A 23,938-nucleotide genomic window follows, 5' to 3' on the forward strand; every position below is an offset into this window, starting at 1 on the left:
AGATGCCTGTTCCACAATTGACTCAAAACTGCTGCAAATTGCGGCGGCGGTGGAAAGGGGCGCTTCTCATCCCATCGCGGCAGCGATTTTGCTGGAAGCTCAACAGCAAGGTTTGCCGCTGCTAGCTGCTGAGGATTTCTGCACGGAACCGGGCTTGGGGGTTTCGGCTTTGGTGGAGGGCCGGCGGGTGTTCGCGGGGAATGCTGAGTGGATGAAGGAGCAGGGGGTCGCTGTGGCGACGGAATTGTCGGGGTCTTTGCAAGGCAAAACGGCGGTTTACGTGGCTTCTGGGGGCGTTTTGCTGGGGGTAATCGGCCTAAAAGATACTCTGAGGCCGGATGCTAAGGCGACGGTGGAACGTTTGCGGGGCATGGGATTGCGGGTGATGATGCTGACGGGGGATACGCCGTCTGCGGCGGCGGTGACGGCGCAGCAGCTAGGTTTGGCGGCGGCTGATGTTTTGGCCGGGGTGCGGCCGGAGGGGAAGGCGAGGGCGATCGCGACTTTGCAAGCCCAAGGCTGTAAAGTGGCTGTGGTGGGGGATGGTATCAATGATGCGCCGGCTTTGGCTCAAGCTGATGTCGGTATCGGTTTGCACTGCGGCACTGATGTGGCAGTTGAAACTGCTCAAATTGTGCTGATGCGAAATGCTTTGATGGATGTTGTTGAGTCGATCGAGCTGGGGCGCGCTACTTTTAATAAGATTCGCCAAAATTTATTTTGGGCTTTTGGTTACAATACTCTGGGAATTCCGGTAGCCGCAGGTATCTTGCTGCCTGCAACCGGAATTCTACTCAGTCCTGCGGCGGCTGGAGCATTTATGGCGTTTAGTTCTGTTAGCGTGGTGACAAATTCTTTGTTTTTGCGCCGGGGATTTCGAGCTTAAGTTTAGGGATTGCATATAAAAGTCGGAGGCCATCGGTCATTAGCTAGAAACTAATGACTAATGGCCTCATACCAAGACGGATACAAGCCCCCCACACCAGGAGTCGAGACCAAAGAAGTTTCGACGTTAGTTCGAGGCCCCAGATTTATCTGTGGAGTCACTCTAAAATCTAAAATGTAAACTCGACTGACTGATGGCTAGAGTGCCATACTTTCCAAAAGTCGCCAGTTATTGTTGTTCATAATTGAACGACTCACTAGCTCGAACATTTGACGGCAGTGGTTGTTGGTTTGCAGGGGCAGTTCTTCGTTTTTAATCACGAAGTTCATGCGAACCTCTGAGTCGCTGGCCGTGTTTTTCTCAATTAGGACTTCTGCGGTGACAAGTTTGGCAATGGAAACTTGACCGGGAAGCTCGCGAGCCATGACGGAATCTCCTGTATTGTAGATAATATCAAGATTGCATGACTCTAAAATTTCAATCAGGGATTGACGGAGACGGTCGATCGGAACGGCAACGATAAAAAAACCAGTATAGCGAGCCATAGACAACTCCAGCCGTGAGGCATTTAGACTTTATTATCATACCGAACCTAGAACAGATGCACAGAACAATATGGATTTATTTTATTCAGGTGGAAAGTTAGGGCAATGAAAGGCAAACTTATCGTGTTTGAGGGGGTTGAAGGTGCGGGTAAAACTACGCAAATGCAGCGCTTGATACAGTTCCTGCAAGTAAGTTGCTTTCTGAGAGTCCGCTTGGTGGCTACTCGCGAACCGGGGGGTACTGAGCTGGGAAGGGGACTGCGACATTTGCTGCTGAAACAAGATGGGGGCGAATCTGTATCCGATCGAGCAGAATTACTCATGTACGCGGCCGATCGCGCTCAACACGTCGAAACTTTTCTCAAACCCGAGTTATCTAAGGGAACGATTGTTTTATGCGATCGCTTTACTGACTCTACGATCGCTTATCAGGGCTACGGCCGCGGTCTTAATTTAAATTTAATTAAGCAGTTGAATGACATTGCCACCGGCGGCTTGGAAAGCGATCTGACTTTGTGGCTGGATATTGATGTGGAGGAGGGTTTGGCGAGGGTAAGGGCTCGCGGAGGGTGCGATCGGATCGAGCAAGCGGATTTGAAGTTTCACCGCCTTGTGCAGCAAGGTTTTTCGGAGTTAGCCGAGGCAAATAAATCTCGAATTGTTCGCATAAATGCCGATCGGCCTGAATATGAAGTCGCTCAGGAAATTCAAGCTATTGTAACTCGCCGGTTAGAAGGTTGGGGATATTTAAATAATACCAATTCTGAAAAGTAAGCTTACATAGATAGCCAGAAACCGGGTTTTTTACGAAATATTTGCTAAAAATCCTCAAGGTAGAGGAAAAACCCGGTTTCTTCGTTGTAACTGACATCTTGCAGCAATGTCAATTGGGGCTTTTGGGTGGGGTGGGGGCGGGTTTTTTAACCTGTCTGCTACTTTCCGAGGCTCAAGAGTGAACCCGCCCCTACAGCTTGTTGAGAATGGTGCAAGATTTCAGTTGTAACTAACTCATCATAGGGTAGCGGGGCAAAATTCTTGAAGAGGTAGTCATTACATTCAGCGCCCCTGACGCACCCTACCATAACTTCCTTCTGTCCACTTCCTTCTGTCAACTGTCAACTGAATACTGTCAACTGAATACTGTCACATGAATTATTTTACATCATTAATCGGACAAGAGCGAGCAGTAGAATTGCTAACTCAAGCAGTCGAGCGAAACCGAATTGCTCCTGGTTATTTATTTGTCGGCTCTAACGGCATCGGCAAAAGTTTAGCCGCTCAGTGTTTCATCGAGCTTTTATTCTCAGCCAATATTCCCGAAACCAGACTAATAGCCTCCGTGCAAAATCGCGTGCGACAGCGAAATCATCCAGACTTACTTTGGGTAGAACCAACTTATATGAACCAAGGCAAACGGCTTACGCCAAAGGAAGCAGAGGAAGCCGGTTTAAAGCGGAAAGCACCACCACAAATTCGTTTAGAACAAGTTCGAGAAATCAGTAATTTTCTCAGCAGACCGCCGCTAGAAGCAGCACGTTCAGTCGTAGTGTTGGAACAAGCAGAAACAATGGCTGAGGGAGCCGCTAACGGCTTATTGAAGACATTGGAAGAACCGGGAAAAGCAGCCCTAATTTTAATTGCTCCGACAGTGGAACTTTTGCTGCCAACTTTAATTTCGCGTTGTCAAAAAATTTCGTTTTCTCGGCTGAATCCCGAAGCAATGGCACAAGTTTTGCAGCAAGCGGGATTCGCGGAGATTTTGAATCATTCCGAGGTACTGGGGATGGCTCAGGGCAGTCCTGGGGAGGCGATTTCTATTTGGCAGCAACTGCAATCAATACCCGATGATTTGCTGCAAAAGGTGAAGCAGTTGCCTCAAAATCTGCGGTCTGCTTTGGAATTGGCAAAGGAAATTGATAAAACTTTAGATACTGAATCTCAGTTGTGGTTAATCGATTATTTACAACACTGTTACTGGCAGCAATTTTTGGCAGGGGGAATTAGTCGATCGCCCCTAGAGCCCTTGGAGAAAGCACGACAATATTTGTTAAACTACGTACAGCCGCGATTAGTTTGGGAATGCACACTTATGGGAATATGTCAACCATAATTTAGTGCCAAGTTTTATCTCAATACGATGAGTAACACGATGGAAAAAGCCACATTTGCCGCCGGTTGTTTTTGGGGAGTTGAACACAAGTTTCGCGCCGTTGCGGGTGTCGTCTCGACTGCTGCGGGCTACACAGGAGGCCACTGGCCGAATCCCTGCTACCTGGATGTTTGCGCCAGAGTCACCGGTCACGCTGAATCTGTGCTGATAGAGTACGATCGATCGCAGGTGAGTTACGAAGCACTGCTAGATGTATTCTGGAATTGTCACGATCCTACCCAAATCAATCGCCAAGGCCCCGACAGAGGCGAACAGTACAGGTCGGTGATTTTTTATCACAATTCCGAACAAGAAAAAGCCGCTCGCGCCTCCAAACAAAAATTACAACTTTCCGGTAAATACGACAAAGATATTGCCACGGAAATCAAACCTGCTGGGGAATTTTATATGGCAGAGGATTACCACCAGCAATATATTGAGAAGAAGCGACTTTCGTCAAAAGTTATTAGTTAAGAAGTAGGCAGACTCGACAAACAATAAAAAATATTAGGGGCGGGTAAGGCAATGATCTATACTAGCCACCAGTTTATTATTAATGCAAAACTCTGCCTCCCCTACGCCATGTTTATTTCCATTTACTTAGGAATGAGAATTAAATAACTTCCACTCTTGAAAGTGGGATGGGCGTCCCGCCCGTCATGAGTGGACGGGCGGGACGCCCATCCCACAATAACAATTAAAATTGTAAGTTATTTAATTCGCGATCCTTAGTAATAAATCATTAGTGATGAGATAGTGTTTGGTAGGGGCAATCCCCGCGTGGTAAGCCGATGCGATGGGGATTTCGCTTGTCATTTTTTTATAAAAATGCTGTAGTAGTTGGGGGCGTAAAACCCAAACAATTTTGCAAGAAAGCCTAACTGAAGATTGGGCATTTCTTTTTCAATTTTCTTGAGTAAATCCGACTTTTTGCGTCCCTGAATGTAGTAATTAGTCAGAGAATATAAGGAAAAGGGAAGAATATCTAGTTTGGCAGTCTTGCTTGTTTATTTGCTAAGCTAGAGGTGGCGCTCTGTCATCAATAAACTTTAGATTTATGCACAGGTTATTAACTGGGAAACTGCGAGTAGAGCATTTAACAATACCAATCGCCAATCTTCCAGCAAATCTATCCGGTACTAAAATTGTACAGCTTACGGACTTTCACTATGACGGGGTGCGGCTGTCGGAATGGTTGCTAGAAGAGGCGATTGCTGCGGCAAATGAAGCTGAACCAGACCTAATTTTTTTAACCGGTGACTTTATTAGCTACGACCCCGCACCTATTTACGGCTTAGTGCAGCGATTGAAAAACTTGCAAAGTCGGGTAGGAATTTACGCGGTTTTGGGCAATCACGACCACTATTGGCCAAGGGCAAAAACCGAGGTTACTAATGCTTTAAATAGCGTCGGAATTCGGGTTTTGTACAACGAAGCAATCTATCCTTTGGGGTCTGAATTGGCTTTAGTTGGGTTAGCAGATTTTTGGTCGGGCGATTTTGCGCCTAAACCTGTAATGGCATCCATAAATCCCGCAATTCCTCGGATTGTCTTGTCTCACAATCCTGATACTGCTGAAAATCTGCAAAATTGGCGGATTGATTTGCAGTTTTCTGGGCACACTCACGGCGGTCAAATCGTTATTCCTGGTATCGGCCCTTTGTACGCTTGGGTCAGAAAAATTGGCTATTTTATTCCTAAACGAATCCGAAAGTTCATTCCTTTTCTGTCGGCTTGGGATCGAGTAGTTACTCACTGGGAATGGGCTAGCGGTTTGCATCGGGTTGGGAGTAATTTGCTGTACGTGAATCGCGGTTTGGGAACTTATGCGCCGGGAAGACTATTTTGTCCCCCGGAGGTGACAGTAATTACTTTGGTTTGTCAAGATACGTAAAGGCTGGTTTAGGGTGCACACTTTCCCGATAATAGATAATATAGCCCCAGGAAAAAGGAAGTTCGGCAACGGATTATGTAACGGATGTAACGGATGTAACGGATGTAATGGATGTCAGTCCGAGGGAAGAGGGAAGAGGGAAGAAGTAAAAATGATTTTTGTACAATTTCTATGATTTTTAATTGGCTTCTCCAAAGCGATAGCCTCTGCCATAGACTGTGTGAATTAGGACAGATTCGCCCGGGGCTTCTATTTTGCGGCGCAGGAGGCGAATTTGAGCGGCTAATACATTGCTGCTGGGTTTTTCTGTTTCACTCCACAAATACTGGTGGATTTGTTCGTGTGTTAGCAATTGACCGGTATGGCGCATTAAGTATTCTAATAACTGACATTCTTTTTCTGATAAGTCAATTGTACGATCGCCCCGATAAGCTAATTGATTGTCGTAGTCTAGCTGTAAATCTGCAACTTGCAGCCGCCCGACAGCAACCTCGGCATCAAAAGTAGGAGGCCGCCGCAGCAAGGCGCGGACTCTGGCTAGCAATTCTCGCAGTTCAAAAGGTTTGACTAAATAGTCGTCTGCACCGGCGTCGAGTCCTTGTACGCGATCGTCTACGGTATCTTTGGCGGTGAGAAATAGCACTGGCGTATTCCGTCCTTGCGATCGCAATTTCTGGCAAATTGCCAGTCCGGTTTGTCTCGGTAGCATCCAATCCAAAATTAGCAAATCGTAATTGCCCTGCATTGCTAAATTGATGCCACTTGCCCCGTCAAATGCCACATCAACTGTATAACCTTCGCGCGTTAAAACTCGACTCAAAGGGTCAGTCAACTCAACTTCATCATCAACTAAAAGAATCCGCATCCTGATTTCAAATTTGAGATTTGAGTTTAAGTAAACTGATTTTTCCTAGATTTTCATGTGTGGAATACTTTCCGTTTCGCTGTAAGCTGCTGCTACCCATTCCTGGATGGCAGGCAAGGCCAAAATCGCATCCGCATAAGCTTTTGTTACTGAATCTAATTTGACTCCGTAGGTGACAAAACGCATCACAACGGGGGCAAACATAGCGTCAACAATTGTGAATTTTCCGAATAGCATATTGCCACCTGTTCCGAATTTTTGACGGCATTCGCGCCAAATGGCAAAGATGCGATCGATCTCTGCTTCTACACCGGGAGTCCTCCCTTCTCCCGGATAGCGGTTGCGGCAGTCCATCGGCATATTGTCGCGCAAATTTTGGAAACCCGCGTGCATTTCGGCGCAGATGGAACGGGCGATCGCCCGTTGGGCTACATCTGTCGGCCACAAATCATTTGCAAAGCGTTCTGCAACGTATTCGCAAATTGCTAAAGATTCCCACACTTTCAAGTCGCCGTCGATTAAAACTGGCACTTTTCCCGAAGGAGAATAGCGCCGAATTTCCTCATGGGTTGTCGGCCAGTCTAAGGGGATTCTCACCTCGGCAAATTCCAGTCCAGCTTGTTTCATCGCCAGCCAAGCGCGCAGCGACCAAGAGGAATAATTTTTGTTGCCGATTACCAGAGTCAATTTGGTCATAATGTAGCTGTCAGCTATTTCCGATCGTCCGTGCAATTTTAAGTTTTAGAGTTGAATATACAAAGCCGTGAGACACAATGGCGATCGGGCGATCGGCCCGTTTTCTGCACCAGCCTCTGCAAGCATTTTACCAAAAAATTGGGTCTAAAGCCCCGTCCTTCTAGGACGACTTTTTATTCTTGGTCATGATAATATTGTAATGTGGCTAGGGTATTCAACCACATTAAAAACCCAGTCGCCTGAAGGCAACGCACCTTGAAAACTGAAGTTATGGGCTTGAGCGCAGAAAAGCTGGCGCGGGTAAAAACTTCGAGCAACAAGTACGCCTAGAAACCAGTATTTTGGGTTTTGAATTGTACCGTGGGGCACACGGGAACAAGACTCTGCAATGAGTCGGAAGCTTGAGGACAGAACCATCTTGCGGTAAGTACAGGAAGCTGTACTTATTAAGGAATGAGAATTAAATAACTTCCACTCTTGAAAGTGGGATGGGCGTCCCGCCCGTCCAAAACGGACGGGCGGGACGCCCATCCCACAATAACAATTAAAATTGTAAGTTATTTAATTCGCGATCCTAAGTGGACTGAATGATACAAGAATCTCTGCCCTTCTAGGGCCCAGAGTTGTCAAATTAACAGCCTCCCAGCGTTCCGCGTTTTTCTGCAAACTTCGATCGGGGGGCGCGATCGAAAACGCTTGATTTCACATGAGAGGAGAAGCCTCTGTCCCTGGGAACCCTTGCCTGGTTAGCGCTAGGTACAGCTACTGTATAGTCCATTTCCTCCCTCTCTACACCACCGCCTGAGAGGATTTCATCTACTGTAATCTTTTTCAGGGAATCCTGGTCTACACTGTGAAAATTTTCTTCAAATTCTTGATTATTTTCCATACCGACCGCCATTGAAAAAAGTGACTAAATAAAAAATTACTAAATATAATATATCCTCAAATCAAGGATCGAGCAATACCCGAAATTTATTTTTTGCTATGAACTCTATGTGTTATTCTGAGTTTGGTAAAAGCTGTTTCTGCTTAGACCGCGATCGCCCCCTTCCCAAATTAAGAAATTTACCCTCTAAAAATTGACATGATTACTGTTGCACTTCCCAAAGGCGGACTGTTAGGAGATAGCATTCGGCTGTTTAAATCGGTTGGATTAGACTTCAGTGCTTTTCTCGATTCCTCGAACCGACAACTTCAAATTTATGACCCGACGGGCACTGCCAAAGCTTTGCTAGTAAGGACGCACGACGTACCTGTTTATGTGGAATACGGTCAAGCGGATTTGGGGATTGCTGGCTATGATGTTTTGCGGGAAAAAAAGCCGAAAGTTGCCAATTTAATTGATTTAAATTTTGGCAAGTGTCGGCTGTCTGTGGCGGTGAAGGAATCTAGTTCTTATCGACGAACGGTGGATTTGCCTCCTCACGGGAGAGTTGCTTCTAAGTTCGTACACTGTGCAAGGGAATATTTTCACAATTTGAATTTGCCGGTGGAAATTGTGCCGCTTTACGGTTCTGTGGAATTGGGGCCTATTACGGGTATGTCGGAGGCAATTGTGGATTTGGTTTCGACTGGCAAAACTTTGCGAGAAAATGGTTTGGTGGAAATTGATGTTTTGTTTGAAAGTTCGGCTTATTTAATCGGTCATCCTCTGAGTTACCGTTTGAATGCGGGGGGGGTGAATGAGTTGATCGGAAAGTTGAGAGAGCAAGTTTTGACCGCTGTTTGATGGTCTAAAATTAGAGTAGACTTATGGCATAAATCTTTCAGTAATAGGGAAATCACAGACGCAACGCAGATACAATTCACGATAGTTAGGAATGAGAATTAAATAACTTCCACTCTTGAAAGTGGGATGGGCTCTTATAGCCCGTCCTTTTTGGATGGGCTATAAGAGCCCATCCCACAATAACAATTAAATTTGTAAGTTATTTAATTCACGATAGTTAGCGACTTTTTCCAGAGTTCTAAACTCTTGTGGGAAGTATGGGTTGGGCTTCTCGCCCGCCCTAAAAGTTAAATCTTTATGAGCTAGTATTTGCCGTAAGAAATAGGACTGAAATCCTCAGTACGAACTGGTTCTATTTAGTTGATTTCTGAGCGCTTACTTACAGGTATAAAACCTAGTTTTTCCTGGCAGCGATTGATATAAAAACTGACGACTGTATCAGCAGGGTTTTGTTCGATTAGTTGCTGAAAATATCCCAAGGCTGCGACAAATCTTTCGGATTGCCATCCTTGAATTCCTTTGTCAAATAAACCCTGGGTAAGCTGCTTTGCCTCAGAGTCGGGACAAGAGGCTGCCCAGATTTCGTAGATTTCAATAGCTTGCTGTTTGCCGCGCGGCGTTACTCGATCGATCCAGCGATAGTAATAATTGTTGCTGGGCAAATGGCTGTCAGCAGCAGTCGCCCCAGAAGTAGAAATAATACTCTCCTGTGTTTCCATTTCTAAGTCGCACTTTAATAATAGACTTTCTTTTGAGTGGGAGTTGGAACTTATGCCATTTAGAAATTCTCTCGCATGAACAATGGCATTTTCGCTAACAATAATTTGGCAGCCGTATATTTTAGTTAAATTTTCTAACCGAGAAGCTGTATTTACCACATCGCCGATGACTGTAGAGTCCATGCGGCGATCGGAACCTAAAGTGCCGATCATGCCGATACCTGTGTTAATTCCCGTACCAATATTGACGGGAGATTCTAAATTGTATTGGTGGCGACTGGCATTAAATTCTTGCAAGGTTTCTTGCATTGCTACTGCGGCTTCGATCGCATTCATGGCGTGAGAATTTGGCTGGTCAAATACTGCCATGATTGCATCGCCTAGGTATTTGTCAATAAACCCGCCGTGAGACGTGATGCACTCGTTCATTTTAGTAAAAAAAGCGTTCAACCATTCAAAAGTCTCGCGAGCTTGTTGAGATTCGGCGATCGCAGTAAACCCGCGAATGTCGCAAAATAAAACAGTCAGCTCTTCTTCTGTGGCATTGCCCAACTGAATAGATTCTATTCCTTGCGGCGCAATTCGTTCGAGAAGTTGCTCTGGCACAAATAGCTGAAATTTTTCTGACAGATATTCGTTGGCTTCCCAAGCTGCGGCGATTTGGCGTTTGCTTTGCTCTTTTACCTGCTGGTGGAATTGGGAAGATACTGCTTGCGATCGCATTTGACTCAACTGCAAAATATTTTCCACTTTCGCCAGCAACAAGCGACTGTTAAAAGGCTTTGTCAAATAATCATCTGCCATCATTTCTAACCCTTTGATGCGAGATATATCGTCATCGAGGGCAGTTAAAAAAATCACCGGTACAGTTTGCAATTCCGTATCCTTCCGTAGGATATCGCACACATCAAAACCGTCCATCTCCGGCATCATAATATCTAGTAAAATTAAATCGGGTCGAGAGGCGCGGGCAAGCGAGAGCGCTTCATGGCCAGATAGCGCTGATACTGTAGCGTATCCTTTTAGGTGCAATAACTCTTCCAGTAAAATAAGATTAGCTGGCTCGTCATCAACCAACATGATGCAGGGCGACTTGTTTGACATGGAATATGATAGGTAAAGTTTGGCCACCGATCGGCAAGGACAAAGGATTTAGGTATTTAGCTAGGATTGACGCACGATCGCCTAGAAATCGGATTTTTTCCGAAAATACTGCATACAGACTTTTAATCGGGGTAAAAAACCCGGTTTCTTTAGTCTAATAGCGTCCAGAACTGATTGTGTTGTGTTCTTTAGTCTTTCCCCTCGTTTCTGAAAAGAGATGTCCCCGATCGATCGCCGAAATAGTTGAGTTAGGTTAATATAAGTTGATTTTACATTCAATCTAAAATTTATCTACTATTGAGTTTAGCGTTTCGCATCATGAAATGTAATAAATTACACCTCTGTGGCAGTGAACCCAGCATTAGTGGCAGTTGGAAAAGTCGGAGGCCCAGCAGTGGCAAATACAATAGTGCGATCGAAGACAGCCTCACGTGGGGCTGTTTTCTTTTTCCCTAATAGTCTTGGACGCACGGGTGGCCAGAAACCGGGTTTTTTTACGAAAATCCTCTGCTGTAGTCCGCAGATTAGGTAAAAAACCCGGTTTCTTTGTCGGCCCTGGCGTAAGTTCTGTCTAAAAAACCGATTCCTACGATCGGTTATCGGCCATGAGGTGTCAAATCAGTGCGATCGGGCAAAGCAAACACAACTTTCAATCGGATATCGGGGACTCGCTGGCGACACAACTGAAGATGTCCGTCAGCGTCCGATCGATTGCGGTATCGCCCGACAATCGCCCATTGCAAATTGGGAAGCAAACGGGCAACCGCCCAAGGCTTGAGGCACTCTTTATAGGTCATAATTGGTTTATCTCCATTGCAAAAGGGAGCCAGAGCCAGCGCGGACACTTGGTAGGTAGAGGCGCTGGCTTTTGACTTGATTATTCATTTTATAGCGCTAGCGCATATACGTCAATGCGTATGCTTAAATACGTAGGTGTGAAAGTTCTAGTTCTGACACTGAAATACTCATAAGCTAATGGGTATGTATCGAGTAAAAGTTAGAGTCAAAGAGCTTTGCGAAGAGCGGAACTGGAGCCTTAACGAACTAAGCAGACGTTCTGGTGTCACATACACTACCGTTCGCCGTTATGCAATGCAGCCAATGGCGAAGATAGAAATAGACCCAGTTAGCCGTATTAAGGAAACATTTGGCTGTTCTTGGGATGAGTTGTTGGAATTGCTTGGGGATGGTTCTTTTGAGGAGTGAGTGCGATCGCTTGTTCATTTTTATAGGAGGGGTGCGATCGCCCCCACCCTCATCAAATCAATCCACTTGGATGCGATCGCCCTCCGAGACATTACAGAGTGCGATCGCTTAATTGAACAAAAACAACCCCGGATCGACGTGAAAAAACCTCCCCAAAGCCTCAGCTTGTTTCTTGCTGATTTCTAGCCGATCGTTAATTACCTCAACTACCGCCTCACTTGAACCCATAATTTCTACTAAATCCTCTGCTTCTAGACTCCGAGCATCCATTAAATGCAGCAACCTTGACTTGGGCGTTGATGTATTAAGTTGATAGTGCCGATCTTCAAAATCCTCAATCAGTTTTACCAGCAATTCCAACAGCGCATCTTCTTCTGGAGTCTGATTTGGACGTGAGAGTAATTCTTCAACAATTTTCAAAAATATCTCGTTTTCCTCTTCAGTTTTGATAATTCGAGGCTGATATTGAGAGAGCAAGCTACTGTAAATTTTTAGATCAAAAGTAATAGTCATTTTTCCAGGTTTCCTTGTCATACTCGGCGTGAGTGAAAACGTATTTTATATAAATAATTTGCTTCTCATAGTTAATACTCGCGATTAAGCGATATTTATTTCCTTTGATATTAAAAACTGTAAAATTTCCAACTGCTTCAGCTTTGAGATAAACAGCTTGAACTTCAACAAGATTAGTCCAGGCTGCTTTACTGGCAATTTTATACCAGTCATCGAGCGCTTCGCAGGAATCAGCGTGACTTTGGCAGTAGTCTCTTAATTTTTTCCGACTGATAACGTGCATTAGCTATCATTATGATATTTTCTAGATGTCTGAATCCCGTCATCATCTATTATATAGCGCGTCTAAATCATTTCAAGCAAATTTTTATTGGCACTTTGATGGACAAGCTTTTCTCATCCCGTGCAAGCTAACAGTTACTTTGACAAGCTTTGTATAAATGCTGTTTAAGTGAGAAAAGAACGGATAGTAGCGATCGTCAAATTCAAATCCAGCGGCTTGCTCAAATAACCAGAAGCGCCTGCTTCCAAACATCGCTCACTGTCACCGGGCATAGCCATCGCCGTCACCGCAATCATCGGTACCGAATCCCAGACAGGATCTGCTTTAACTCGGCGCATCAACTCAAAGCCGTCAACATCCGGCAACTGAATGTCCATCAAAATCAAATCCGGCAGCAACTCCGGGGCTGCAGAGGCTGCGAGAATACGATCGGCCATCGCCTTCCCATCCGCGAGTATCTCTACCCCGTACCCCTCCAATTCCATCACCTCAGAAATTAACATTTGGTTAAAAAGCTGGTCTTCAACAACCAAAATTCGCTTGCTGGCAATTGGTAAAGCGATCGCAGAAGCAGGAACTAACTTGGTATCCAAAGCACAAGAAGCAAAGTTTCCCAACTGTTGACGCATCTCCGTCAACGGCAGCCAAACGCGGAAAAGACTTCCCCGATCGCAAACAGATTGAAAAGAAACAGTTCCCCCGTGCAATTCTGCCAAACGCTTAGTCAAAGCCAAACCCAAACCTGTACCTTCGTGCCTCCGAGTCAGGGAAGAATCCACCTGTTGAAAAGGTCGAAATAGCAAGTGCCAGCGGTCTTGAGGAATGCCGATGCCGGAGTCTTTTACCTCAAAACAAAAATAAGGAGTGCTGGCATTTATAGGAGAACAATCCGGTCGGTAGTCGCCGTCTATTTCACTGCCGTAGGCCAGACGCCCGCTGAGTTTAACTTGTCCCTGTTCGGGGGTAAATTTGATGGCATTGGAAAGTAAATTAATCACAATTTGTCGCACTCGCCGTTCGTCGAGCCAAACTTTAGTAATACGGTTGTCGAGTTCTAAAGACAAACCGATCCGCTTTTTGTCTGCCCGTGGCTGCATCATTTTCATACAGTCTGTCGCCAGTTCTTGAACGCGAACAGGCTGTAAGTTGAGTTCTACTTTCCCGGCTTCAATTTTAGAAAGATCGAGAATATCGTTGATTAGCTGCAACAAGTGCTGACCGCTTTTTTCGATCAGTTCTACATAGTTGATTTGTCGATCGCTCAACTGTCCGGCCGTTTGCCGCAGCAGCAAGTCAGAAAAGCCGAGAATGCTGTTGAGAGGCGTCCGCAATTCGTGGGACATTGAGGCTAAAAACTCGGATTTCAACTGAGAAGAATACTCTAATTCTTCATTAACTTGGCGCAAGTTCTCTTGTGTCTGAGCCCGCTCGATCGCCGCCCCCAGAGTCCGGCAAGCAGCTTCGAGTACGTCTTGGTGGACGGCGGCTTGCAGTTTTTTGATGTTGCGGGACTCCAGCGTCAGCACTCCGATGATTGTGCCGTTGGTAGCTGCGATCGGAAAAATACCCAGTTGTCCGATTCCCGGATGCCGAAATTCCGGCACGGCATTGGGATGTTGGGCATAATCCTCGACAAACACAGGTTTACCAGTTTTCACCACTTCCCACAGTAAACCGATGCCGTAGGGAATGCCTTGGTCGAGCAATTCTTGCATTCCTGCGACTACTGGTTCCCCGTAAGTAGCCAAAAATTGACTAGAAACTTGGTTGCAAATCCCCGACGCTTGCCGATCGTTTCCCTTGCCGTTAATCACCTTGACATCTCCGAAAGCTGCATTCATTGCCTCTACTAAATAGGTGAGGGCAAACTGACCTATTTCTTGCAAACTGTCAGACTTTTGCAGGCGTTCAGTTAAACCTAAAAGAAAGCTAAGCCGCCTGACTTCTGCGTTCAAGCTAGCTTGGGAGTTTCGGTATACCGTAACGTCTCGAAAGGTAAATAGCCGTCCGCCGCTGTTGGTAATCGTGGCGCACACCTCCAAACAAACCGCATTGGATTGCTCGAAATAAAATGATAAACTTTCATCCTGAGATTTTTCGAGTGCTTGCTGAAACTCTTGCCACTGCTGAAGGGACAAGTAACCCCGATCGACAATTTCCGCAAACAGCAAGTGGCACTTCGGCTTTGTTTCCAGCCATTCTGGGGACAGTTCCCAGATTCCCGCCAATTTTTTGTTAAACAAAACTAAGCAATCAGACGAGTCGAACAGAGCGATCGCATTGTCTACTTGATTGAGAATCAGTTCTTGGTCTGCCCTCAACTGGTGCAAGTCTCTCTCCATTTTCTCTGTGTGTGTAGCTCTTAGTTTCGTTGTCATAACTTTCTAGGGATATGGCAAGAGTTATTGTATAACCCCTTACTTAATCTGACATAACTTTACGTTTTTTGGCAGTGAGGGCGATCGATCTGCCTTGTGATCTGAGACACTTGCTAGTTTACGAGGGCGATCGGATCCCGCTTTGAACTGCGTCGCCTACATTGCTTAATCATGAGGCAATAAGGAGGGAAAGCATAATGACAGAAGCAGAATCTTTTAATAACAATACTGTCGAAATTGAGGGCATCTGACTTGAAACTATTGTGTCCAACCCTGTGCTAAATTGACCCATAATAATAAAAACTAATTCCACTGATAAGAAATCAGCATCTAGCAATCCTCGCATCATTTGTGAATTTCTTACGGACTCCCAGCGCGTTCGGGGAGGGTTGGCGTGGGGTAAAAAAAATACGACTTTTGCAAGAATTGCTATATGTCAAAATGCAATCATGACTTTACCCTTAAATTTTATTAGCAATAACTTGATGATTTGGATTAACTGGTAAAGCAAGTGTTGGATTCAAAAACCTAGGCATAAGGCTCGCTCTAAGCACCCGGAGAAAGTGATATCAGTTTCAAAAAAGCAACTTTAGGCTCGCGATCCCAACCCATACACAATCAGTTATTCCCCATAATTTAATCTAAAATTGTGCGACTGAGCGCTCACGCCGAAGTCGAAAATCTACGAGGGTATGAGTTATGACGATCGCACTTATGAGTAAGGTGTGCAGTGCACACCCTACAAATGCGAGTTAAGCTAATCCGCATTTAAATTGCAGAGTCAAATAAATCTTTACTCTTGTGGGGAGTAGGGGTTGGGCAGGAGATCCCACACTTAACATACAATTTAAATGCTGTACAGGTTAAAGCGTAAGTATGCTTAATATTTCTTAGGATTTTTCGGAAAAGGAATGCCCAAACTTTCGTGAAAAACAACCTGAGTTTTATAAGTCAAGCGCCGGTTAACTTGTTTGATGATTTTTTCCAAAAGCGCATCGCCGGTTTTTTCTATTAAAGGTTGAGACATCGATCGAATAAACTTGGGAAAGCAAACTCCCACAGCCAAATCCAGCTTCCAGCTAGTAATGGTAATCACAGGCGGCAGCTTAGCACGTTCCGAGCTCGGCCAATCGGCGGCAAACTCCTGAGACGGTATCTCCCCTAGCTTCATTGCCGATCGAAAATCCACTTCATACCCAGGCGAGGTATAATTCGGAACCGGAATAGTCTTAATCAAATAGCAGCCTTCAGCATCCGGCGGCAGCAACTCTAAACCAATTCTCGCTTCAACACGGTAGCCGAAAGCCCCAAAACGCCCGATTAATAAATCATAGCCGTTTTCGCCGATCGGCTGGGCCTTCATCGGCGAAGCGCACTGGCAAAACCAACTCTTGTGGTTGTTCAAATGCTTCGCCACCGTCTCCGCATCGGCGTACATCTCCATGCTGTCTTCAAAATGCGTGTGAAACCAAATCGGCTCAACTTCCTCTGGTGCATCCGCGCTTCCACTTTCGGGCTGTCGGAAACTCGCATCTGGGTAGTAATTTTCGTCAGAAGCTTCAAAAGTTTGATATTCAGCGGAATCTTGCTTCATTCTATACTCTCCTGTAATACGCACCGGTCGGGTTGGGGATGTGTTAAGGGAGTTTCCTCCCTACAATTGAGAAATTGATAGCAACAAAACTTACCCTAGTTCAGCATAACTCGACATATGAAAGCATTTGTAGCAGGAGCCACAGGTCAGACTGGCCGCCGCATCGTCGCAGAATTGGTCAAGCGAGGTATTCCCGTGCGCGCCTTAGTCCGAAATCTAGACACAGCGAGGCAAATTTTACCACCGGAGGCTGAGTTAGTGACTGGGGATGTATTAAATGCAACTTCCCTAGGCGATGCCATCGGCGATAGTACGGTATTGCTGTGTGCGACAGGGGCGGCCCCTGGTTTTGACCCGACAGCGCCTTACAAGGTGGATTTTGAAGGTACTAAAAATTTGGTGGATGCAGCTAAGGCTAAGGGAATTGAGCATTTTGTGCTGGTGACTTCTCTGTGCGTCTCTCAGTTTTTTCACCCGCTGAATTTGTTCTGGCTGATTTTGGTTTGGAAAAAACAAGCCGAGGAGTATTTGCAAAAAAGCGGCCTAACTTATACGATCGTCCGTCCGGGCGGCCTCAAAAATGAGGATAATTCAGATGCGATCGTCATGACTGGTGCGGACAAAATGTTTGAGAGCAGCATTCCCCGCACCAAGGTAGCCCAAGTGTGCGTGGAGGCGCTGTTTCAGCCGACTTCTCGCAACAAGGTTGTGGAAATTGTGGCGAAGTCGGAGGCTCCGCAAAAGAGTTTTGAGGAGTTGTTTGCCAGTGTGATTTGATTGAATTAGGACGCACGGGTGCCCAGAAACCGGGTTTTTCACGAAAATACCCGTTGCAGCCAGCACAAAGGTAAAAAACCCGGTTTCTTTAGGCCCAGGTAGCGAACAAAGAAACCGGGTTTTTTTACCGAGATTGAGGGTTTTAGGCAAGTTTTTGGTTAAAAAACCCGGTTTCTGGGCATCAGCGCGCAAGTCCCATCAGTACAAACCGCAGGGGAATTGCCAGTTTTCCGATCGCCAAATCTGGCAAAATCTTAATAGTTTTACCATTCGCCCTTAAACTTTCGTTCTCCCAGCATGAAAACTCTCAAGTGGCCAGCTTGGTTCCCCTATCCGATTTCGTGGTTAAGGGCATTTGCTCTCGCTCAGAGTTTTAGTTTTGTCCTTCGCAGGGGCATTCCTTTTGTCAGCGACAATATCGGCTTTCTGAGTCTACTGCTGGCGGCTTGGCTGATTCAGTTGCCTGTGTTCTTTGTTTGTCACTTTTTAGCAGTCAAAATCTTAAATCCCTTACTAATTATGCTGCCGGGGCGCTTTCGCGTTGCGCGCAAGTTCAAGCGTCGGCATACGGGTATTCGATCGCACTTGCGAGAAGGCTTGAATGCTGTTGTAGTGATTTTTTTTGCCTTTAATCTGTCGCTGTTGGTGCAACTTGCGATTTTTTATTGGCCCGCGCGATCGATCGATCCGGCTCAATTACTAACAGGAATATCTACTCTGACAAATGTTGCCATAGCCGGTGAATTAGATTTCTGGATGATTAAATTGGCGGGGGTTTTATCGAGTCTAACGCTGGTAGCCGCGCCGCTATATCAATACGATTTTCGGGTGCGCCGGATGCGGGCGGCTCGAAAATTGGCGGAAATTTCGGAAATGGAAATGAGTTGGCTAGAAGCTGAGAAATTGAGCCGTCGCAAAAGAGGTTTGCTGAGGCGAGCAGAGATTCAAATCCTCGGATTTATACTTTTAATCGGCGCTGTGATTGGCGGCGGTGTTTTTTTGGTTGACAGTTTGCGGGGAAATCAGCAGTTGTCGCAGTCGGTAAGCGGGCGGGGAAAATTCCCGCCGCTGGCTATTAAAACGGGCGATCCTTATATTCGGGCGCTGATGCGTACTATTTCTGCTAGCGAGTCGAATGTTGCTCGCCCTTATCACGTTGTTTACGGTGGCAAATACATATTAGATTTGAGCCGCCATCCTGACTGGTGCGTGAAGATTGTTAATGGCCCGAATCGAGGCAGGTGTACTACCGCTGCGGGCAGGTATCAATTTCTGACTACGACTTGGAAGGAGAAGGCTAAGCGCTATCAGGCGCGTCGTGCTAATTTTTTATTCTGGGAAGATTACAGTTTTGAACCAGAAGATCAGGATGCTGTGGTTTATGCTTGGTTGAGCGATCGCAAGTTTTGGAAAGCTGATATTTCTGAGATGTTGCGACAGGAAAGATTAACTGACGTGTTGCGGATGCTTTCGGGAACTTGGACGAGTTTGGGATATGGAATTGAAACCAATTCTATGAGTTCTCGTTTGCCGAAAGTCTACCGGGAAATGCTGCGGGAAGAATTGGAAAATGCTGGTTCTTAGGTTAAATTAACACAAAGAAGGGTAGGGACACGGCAGTCTCCATTGGTGTCAACTTAACGTTAAACAGTCCGACTGTCCGACAGTCCGACAGGGAATGAATTCCCTGCCTCAAAGCTAAAGTCCTCGCTATGAGGACTGAGAATAAAATTTTTTAAACTCATTAGTCCTCATAGCGAGGACTTTAGGTATTAGACAGGGGTTTCAACCCCTGGCGGACTGACGGGTAGGCGGGAATATTGATGGACTAAAAGCTTAAGTTGACACCTATGGGCCAAGCCGTGTCCTAGAGATATCCGGTGCAATCCACCATATTTGATATAATTACTTCAATTTTGGTAAAAATGCTGTCAAACATTTGTACAATTCTAATCCCGGCCCTGCTTGCAGGGGATAAAGCCTGTCGAAATTAATGGGGTTTCCCGGTGCTAATTTCCACTCGGTTTTCTGTGCTGTTTTTGGGGAAATTTCGATCGCTACCGTGATGTTAATAATGTTGTTGTGCTGGGGGATGCCCCGGAAGCAGTAACTTTTGCCCGTGCGTTTGTCGGAATCGCTGCCGGTGATGTATCTGTCTTGTTTGCGAAATTGAATTTCTCGAAAAGGTCGATCGAGCGCAAAGGAGTCTCGGTAGCGGTAGTCTCCGTCGCCCAAGCTTTCGACAGTCGGCTTGATTTGACTTATCACTGTTGCTGCACTAAGAGTTAGCATCATCGATCCGCATTCCTCCTGTGAAATCGGTGATTTTGGTTGCTGGTGTCTGAGTCGTCGTGGGCGGCTGAAACAAACCCGCCGTGTAACAAATTAATAAAAGCCCTTAAGCAGTTTAAGTTGATCCCTATCTATCGTGAATAATTATTTCATGCTTTCATCTCTGTTACCTATCTGAGTAATAATAGAAACATACAGCAAGCCGTGAGAAAATTTACGGGCGCATATTTAGGGATTAATTGACGATACTGCGAGGATACTGCTATGTTTGGCGTGACGCGAGAAACACAAAATTTAGGGCGGGTTGAAACCGGAAATTCCCAACGGCGAGGCTCTTTCACCTCTGCGTCTAAAAGTACCCGTATTCGGCTATCTCGAGTTTACAAAGATGAGGCTCTGGTGTCGGCTGCGCTAGCGGGACTGCCAGCTCTTTTGGCATCCCTGGAAAGCTTTCGCGAGGAGTAGAACCTGGCATTTTCTATTGCTATATATGGCGCGTGGATGCTTGTGATAGCGGCGGCCAACCGAGCAGGGGCTGTTTTGATTGCACCTAAAATCCTCCTCGATTTGAGTAGAGTTTTGCTGTGCTGAACTATTGCAAGACTCAGAAACCTGGTTGTTTATACAAAAACATTTTTACAGCCCTTTGTTATGGTATGAAAAATGGTATAAAAACCAGGTTTATTGGTATGTGTCCGTAAGTCTTGTGTTTACAAAATTTATTTGTCAGTGTCATCGGGTGCGATCGATGCCTCTACCTCTTGGGAGGAACGGCTTAACATAGAGTCGTGCAGGTGTTCGCTGTGCTGCCTTTCTTGAGCCATTAATTCTCTGGCTTTTTCTTCAGCAATTCCCTCCCCATGTGTTTCTAGCTCGTGGGAGGAACGATTGAGCATAGCTTCGTGCAAGTGTTCGCTATGCTGCCTTTCTCGTGCAATTAGTTGTCTAGCTTTTTCTTCAGCGTTCATGAGTAGTATCTCCAATTGTTTGTTTGAAGTGATTCTTATATTAAGATGCCACAATTCGAGGGTAAATGTAGCAAGATTAACATAAAATTTTACAAATAATTGTATAAAAAAAATTGAGTTGGCTGGCGGTGGGTATCGGGATCGGTGGTTGCTGAGCTAATTATTGCCAGACGCCGGAAAAGATATTCTTGACGGCGATCGCAATTCGATTTAAGTCTTCCTTCAGCAGCGGCGGCCAAGAAACTCCTCTGCGGAGTCCAGCTTCAAATTGCTGCAAACCTTCTACTGACAGTAAATGCAGTGCCGATATCAATTGTCGATCGAGCATTGGAGATTCTTGCAGACTCTCAAACAATATTTTTAAAGCTAATAAAATCGATGTCACCTGTCCGGGTACGGGCGGTTGACCTTGTTTGAGACGCATCAGGAAGGCGTCGGGATTTTTCTTGGTTTCCAGGGCGGTTCCTTGGTCGATCAGAAAACTGCGGGCGGTTTTGTAATCCATTTGACGTGCGATCGATCGGAGTGCAATTAATTAGCAGGCATTATATCACTTTTTGGCTCGCTCAATTTGGTAATATATTTCCATACAGGCTACACTACAGCTACTGGTGAGGTGCGCCCATAAGCACGCTACAGCTACTGATTAGACACGTAGCATTCATCCCACAGTCGCCTGGAGCAAAGTGAAACGGACAGGGAAAAATAAAACAATGGCAAAACACCAAAGAAATAGCAGAAAATCCAAGATTTATCGCTACTTGTGGCTGCTTTTTTTGTGTCTGAGCTTTCTGTTAGTTCCGCTCATCAAAAAAATAGTTGCCTCTACGCCATTTCCCCCACCCGCTCCTATTGAAAATAATGCTAGTTTTGGAGCAAGGATTCAAAGGACGATGGGGCTACTTGCTGCTAGCACTCCAACAGACCGTCGCCAAGTGCGTATTCTATTCTACGGTCAATCCATCACAGAACAAGATTGGTGGAAAGATGTAGTGAAGGATTTAAGACAGCGATTTCCCAATGCAGATTTGATTGTGGAAAATCGGGCGATCGGAGGATTTGCCGCCCCGATTTTAATCCGTCCCAGCGAACACGATTTGTATCCTTTTTATCCAGACTTGCTAATTTTTCACGTCTACGGAGGCGGTGAAGATTACGAAGCCATAATTGCCAATGTCCGCAGCCGCACTGCTAGCGAAATACTCTTGCATTCAGACCATCTTGACTGGATGCCTACAGGCAACAGCGACGATCCAAATTCAGTCAAAAGATACGAATGGCACAACACTCATTCTACTAAATGGCTGCCGGAGTTGGCCGATAAATACGGCTGCGAAATAGCCGAAATTCGTGAACCTTGGCGCAGGTATTTGAAAGACAATCGCTTGCAGCCACAACAGCTATTGAGCGACAGCATTCACCTCAACGATTGGGGAAACTTTCTCCTAGCGGCCCTGATAAAACCGCATCTGCGATACAAGCCAAATTCTCCTCAACCGCCGCAGGATTTAGTGAAAACCTATACAGTTGGCACCGATGTTAAATGGCAAGATGGCAAGTTGGTTTTAGAATTTGAAGGAAATAGAATAGATGCGATCGCCGATAAAACCTTCAACGGCAAAGCAATTTCTGCTAGAATTGCGATCGACGGCAAAAAACCCTCAGAATTTCCTGAACTTTACAGCATCACCAGACCTAGCGTTACTCTTGGCGTCGGTTTGCCAGCAATCATCCAAATATCCAGTCAAAAACCGCTAATCGTCGAAGATTGGAAAGCCGTGATTACTGAGATTAACAGCGACGCCAGCAAGTTTAAATTTGACGTTGTAGGTTCTAAAACAGGTTACGACGGCAGCGGTACAAACGACGAAATGTTTGTCTCAAACTCTGGCCGCGTCGTGATTGAACCGAGAAACTGGTGGCTGAAAAATTCTTATGAAGAGTCTAAAAAACCGACGCCTAAAGGCTTTGAAATTTCCTGGCAAGTGCGACCAATGTTTGTTGATTCATACGTTCCTCCACAAATTACAGATTCAAGCCGCGAGTATTCTACAACATTGGCTCAGAATTTGAGCAACTCCAAACACACCCTCGAAATCGTCCCCGAAACAGATGGGAAAGTTCCAATCCAGGCAATTCGAGTGTATCGCCCTCCTTTCTCCTTCTCCAATCTACCATCTGAAGTTGAGAGTTTTAAACCGCAGATATCAGCGGATGAACACGGATGAACGCTGATGCAATTTTATCGGCGTTTATTTGCGTTCATCTGCGGTTAAAAAAATATTCATGTTATTTTATAGAAATCCTGGTGGCATTCGGGTTGATGATTGTTCAAACCCTTAATATTTAAGCGTCTTGACTCCTGAATCCTGCTATAATCGCCAAGATTATCAACCTTTGAGCATCCTCAACTCGTGAAATATCAACAACGATAAAAAGAAATCTGCTACAAAAATCAACACCCAAGAAGTTACCACCGCCGCCGTTGCAGCTTGGCCTACTCCTTTCCCTCCGCCCACCGTCGTCAATCCCCAACCGCAACCGACAAGGGCAATTATCAACCCAAAAATAAAACTTTTAATCACCACAGTTACTAAATCCCCAGGCCCCAAAAAAGTCCGCACCGATTCCAAAAATACCGACGGTTCCAAATTATAAAAATGAACCGCTACAAATAGCCCGCCCAAAATTCCCACCGCTACCGCAAAAATTGTTAAAATCGGCAGCATGATGCAGCAAGCTATCACCCTCGGCACTACTAAATAATCAACCGGATTTGTTCTTAACATATACAGGGCGTCTATTTGTTCCGTCACCTGCATTTCTCCTATCTCCGCCGCAAAGGCCGAACCTACTTGTCCCGCCACCACGCCCGCCGTTAAAAGTGGTGCTAATTCGCCACAAAATGCCACAGCAAACGCACCTCCCATCGCCCCAACCGCCCCAAAGCGAACCAATTCTCTGGCGGATTGAAATGTAAAAATCATGCCGCCAAAAAAGGCTATTAGCAGCACGGATCGGAAAGAATCCAGGCCTACTGTTACTAAATGTTCCATGATTTTGCGACGGTCAATTTTGCCTTGGAGTATGCGTAGCAGCACTTGGCCCCCCAGGAACAACGTCAAAAAAAACCGCTGAAACCACCTGTTATTGAAGGTTTCATCTAAATGTCGATCGCGCTTTTCTTGGTATTTCTTAACCACTGACGGAGGGCTCGCGATTAATTGCAAACAGGGCGAAGCACTGCTAAATAGAGATTTTCGGCAATCCTACAGCAATTATTGCACGATTTGTCAACATATATTTTTTGTCTCTGGGCCCTGCGGTTGGTGGGTTA

24 protein-coding genes are annotated in these 23,938 nt (G+C 45.6%); 10 read left to right on the top strand and 14 right to left on the bottom strand.

Annotation, left to right across the window (positions count from 1 at the left end; all coding sequences use genetic code 11):
- On the top strand, positions 1-886 hold an 886-nt coding region (locus QUB39_RS03275), incomplete at its 5' end, for an HAD-IC family P-type ATPase (RefSeq protein ID WP_333210478.1).
- A gap of 197 nt (positions 887-1,083) precedes the next feature.
- Here QUB39_RS03275 and QUB39_RS03280 read toward each other — a convergent pair.
- Positions 1,084-1,431 (bottom strand): hypothetical protein, encoded by a 348-nt coding sequence (locus QUB39_RS03280; RefSeq protein WP_190659999.1) that lies wholly within the window; start codon positions 1,429-1,431, stop codon positions 1,084-1,086.
- Positions 1,432-1,536: 105 nt separating this feature from the next.
- Here QUB39_RS03280 and tmk point away from each other — a divergent pair, with 105 nt between their 5' ends.
- From tmk to QUB39_RS03300, 4 genes are all read left to right on the top strand, one after another.
- Positions 1,537-2,205, top strand: a complete 669-nt coding sequence (gene tmk / locus QUB39_RS03285; protein WP_333053131.1) for a dTMP kinase — start codon at positions 1,537-1,539, stop codon at positions 2,203-2,205.
- Positions 2,206-2,578: 373 nt separating this feature from the next.
- Positions 2,579-3,541, top strand: a complete 963-nt coding sequence (locus tag QUB39_RS03290) for a DNA polymerase III subunit delta' (protein WP_333272289.1) — start codon at positions 2,579-2,581, stop codon at positions 3,539-3,541.
- Between the two features lie 27 nt (positions 3,542-3,568).
- Complete coding sequence (gene msrA, locus QUB39_RS03295) at positions 3,569-4,054, top strand: peptide-methionine (S)-S-oxide reductase MsrA (RefSeq protein WP_445299481.1); 486 nt, start codon at positions 3,569-3,571, stop codon at positions 4,052-4,054.
- 583 nt (positions 4,055-4,637) lie between these two features.
- The gene (locus tag QUB39_RS03300) at positions 4,638-5,474 is read left to right on the top strand and encodes a metallophosphoesterase (protein ID WP_333485006.1); all 837 of its coding nucleotides are present in this window, start codon (positions 4,638-4,640) and stop codon (positions 5,472-5,474) included.
- A gap of 178 nt (positions 5,475-5,652) precedes the next feature.
- On the opposite strand, the gene rppA is transcribed toward QUB39_RS03300, so the two are convergent.
- The 3 genes from rppA to QUB39_RS03315 all read right to left on the bottom strand — a co-directional run bounded on the left by rppA (position 5,653) and on the right by QUB39_RS03315 (position 7,924).
- Positions 5,653-6,339, bottom strand: a complete 687-nt coding sequence (gene rppA / locus QUB39_RS03305; protein ID WP_333053126.1) for a two-component system response regulator RppA — start codon at positions 6,337-6,339, stop codon at positions 5,653-5,655.
- 45 nt (positions 6,340-6,384) lie between these two features.
- Positions 6,385-7,035: a glutathione S-transferase family protein gene (locus tag QUB39_RS03310; protein WP_333053124.1), complete on the bottom strand. Its 651-nt coding sequence runs from the start codon at positions 7,033-7,035 to the stop codon at positions 6,385-6,387.
- Positions 7,036-7,666: 631 nt separating this feature from the next.
- Positions 7,667-7,924: a hypothetical protein gene (locus QUB39_RS03315; protein WP_333053123.1), complete on the bottom strand. Its 258-nt coding sequence runs from the start codon at positions 7,922-7,924 to the stop codon at positions 7,667-7,669.
- A 198-nt stretch (positions 7,925-8,122) separates the two neighbouring features.
- Between QUB39_RS03315 and hisG the strand changes: the two genes are divergently transcribed.
- The gene (gene hisG / locus QUB39_RS03320) at positions 8,123-8,767 is read left to right on the top strand and encodes an ATP phosphoribosyltransferase (RefSeq protein ID WP_333053122.1); all 645 of its coding nucleotides are present in this window, start codon (positions 8,123-8,125) and stop codon (positions 8,765-8,767) included.
- A gap of 356 nt (positions 8,768-9,123) precedes the next feature.
- Here hisG and QUB39_RS03325 read toward each other — a convergent pair whose 3' ends face one another.
- Together QUB39_RS03325 and QUB39_RS03330 are read right to left on the bottom strand one after the other, a co-directional pair.
- A complete protein-coding gene (locus QUB39_RS03325; protein ID WP_333209668.1) occupies positions 9,124-10,590 on the bottom strand; it encodes a response regulator in 1,467 nt (488 codons plus the stop codon).
- 596 nt (positions 10,591-11,186) lie between these two features.
- Entirely contained in the window at positions 11,187-11,387 is a 201-nt protein-coding gene (locus tag QUB39_RS03330) for a hypothetical protein (RefSeq protein ID WP_333146849.1), read from the bottom strand.
- 178 nt (positions 11,388-11,565) lie between these two features.
- Here QUB39_RS03330 and QUB39_RS03335 point away from each other — a divergent pair, with 178 nt between their 5' ends.
- Positions 11,566-11,796: a helix-turn-helix domain-containing protein gene (locus QUB39_RS03335; protein ID WP_332990123.1), complete on the top strand. Its 231-nt coding sequence runs from the start codon at positions 11,566-11,568 to the stop codon at positions 11,794-11,796.
- 108 nt (positions 11,797-11,904) lie between these two features.
- Here QUB39_RS03335 and QUB39_RS03340 read toward each other — a convergent pair whose 3' ends face one another.
- From QUB39_RS03340 to QUB39_RS03355, 4 genes are all read right to left on the bottom strand, one after another.
- Positions 11,905-12,309, bottom strand: coding sequence for a transcriptional regulator (locus QUB39_RS03340; RefSeq protein ID WP_333053114.1), 405 nt, complete (start codon positions 12,307-12,309; stop codon positions 11,905-11,907).
- Positions 12,293-12,592: a type II toxin-antitoxin system HigB family toxin gene (locus QUB39_RS03345; protein WP_333053113.1), complete on the bottom strand. Its 300-nt coding sequence runs from the start codon at positions 12,590-12,592 to the stop codon at positions 12,293-12,295. The genes QUB39_RS03340 and QUB39_RS03345 overlap by 17 nt, the downstream gene beginning before the upstream one ends.
- Positions 12,593-12,756: 164 nt before the next feature.
- On the bottom strand, positions 12,757-14,970 hold the full coding sequence (locus tag QUB39_RS03350; RefSeq protein ID WP_333053112.1) for an ATP-binding protein: 2,214 nt from the start codon (positions 14,968-14,970) through the stop codon (positions 12,757-12,759).
- Between the two features lie 880 nt (positions 14,971-15,850).
- The gene (locus QUB39_RS03355; RefSeq protein ID WP_333053111.1) at positions 15,851-16,564 is read right to left on the bottom strand and encodes a DUF1997 domain-containing protein; all 714 of its coding nucleotides are present in this window, start codon (positions 16,562-16,564) and stop codon (positions 15,851-15,853) included.
- Between the two features lie 117 nt (positions 16,565-16,681).
- Between QUB39_RS03355 and QUB39_RS03360 the strand changes: the two genes are divergently transcribed.
- Entirely contained in the window at positions 16,682-17,341 is a 660-nt protein-coding gene (locus QUB39_RS03360; protein ID WP_333053110.1) for an NAD(P)H-binding protein, read from the top strand.
- Between the two features lie 297 nt (positions 17,342-17,638).
- The gene (locus QUB39_RS03365) at positions 17,639-18,925 is read left to right on the top strand and encodes a glycoside hydrolase family protein (RefSeq protein WP_333053109.1); all 1,287 of its coding nucleotides are present in this window, start codon (positions 17,639-17,641) and stop codon (positions 18,923-18,925) included.
- Between the two features lie 321 nt (positions 18,926-19,246).
- On the opposite strand, the gene QUB39_RS03370 is transcribed toward QUB39_RS03365, so the two are convergent.
- The 3 genes from QUB39_RS03370 to QUB39_RS03380 all read right to left on the bottom strand — a co-directional run bounded on the left by QUB39_RS03370 (position 19,247) and on the right by QUB39_RS03380 (position 21,106).
- On the bottom strand, positions 19,247-19,636 hold the full coding sequence (locus QUB39_RS03370) for a hypothetical protein (RefSeq protein WP_333209675.1): 390 nt from the start codon (positions 19,634-19,636) through the stop codon (positions 19,247-19,249).
- Positions 19,637-20,352: 716 nt separating this feature from the next.
- Complete coding sequence (locus QUB39_RS03375) at positions 20,353-20,601, bottom strand: hypothetical protein (RefSeq protein WP_333053105.1); 249 nt, start codon at positions 20,599-20,601, stop codon at positions 20,353-20,355.
- A 160-nt stretch (positions 20,602-20,761) separates the two neighbouring features.
- A complete protein-coding gene (locus QUB39_RS03380) occupies positions 20,762-21,106 on the bottom strand; it encodes a Dethiobiotin synthetase (RefSeq protein ID WP_333170930.1) in 345 nt (114 codons plus the stop codon).
- Positions 21,107-21,314: 208 nt separating this feature from the next.
- On the opposite strand from QUB39_RS03380, the gene QUB39_RS03385 reads away from it, so the two are divergent.
- Positions 21,315-22,829, top strand: coding sequence for an SGNH/GDSL hydrolase family protein (locus tag QUB39_RS03385; RefSeq protein ID WP_333053103.1), 1,515 nt, complete (start codon positions 21,315-21,317; stop codon positions 22,827-22,829).
- A 162-nt stretch (positions 22,830-22,991) separates the two neighbouring features.
- Here the strand turns inward: QUB39_RS03385 and QUB39_RS03390 are convergent, their stop codons facing one another.
- Complete coding sequence (locus QUB39_RS03390; protein ID WP_333053101.1) at positions 22,992-23,804, bottom strand: MlaE family lipid ABC transporter permease subunit; 813 nt, start codon at positions 23,802-23,804, stop codon at positions 22,992-22,994.
- Positions 23,805-23,938 lie beyond the last annotated feature (134 nt).

This window comes from Microcoleus sp. AT8-B5, from assembly GCF_036705565.1.
Lineage (GTDB): Bacteria > Cyanobacteriota > Cyanobacteriia > Cyanobacteriales > Microcoleaceae > Microcoleus.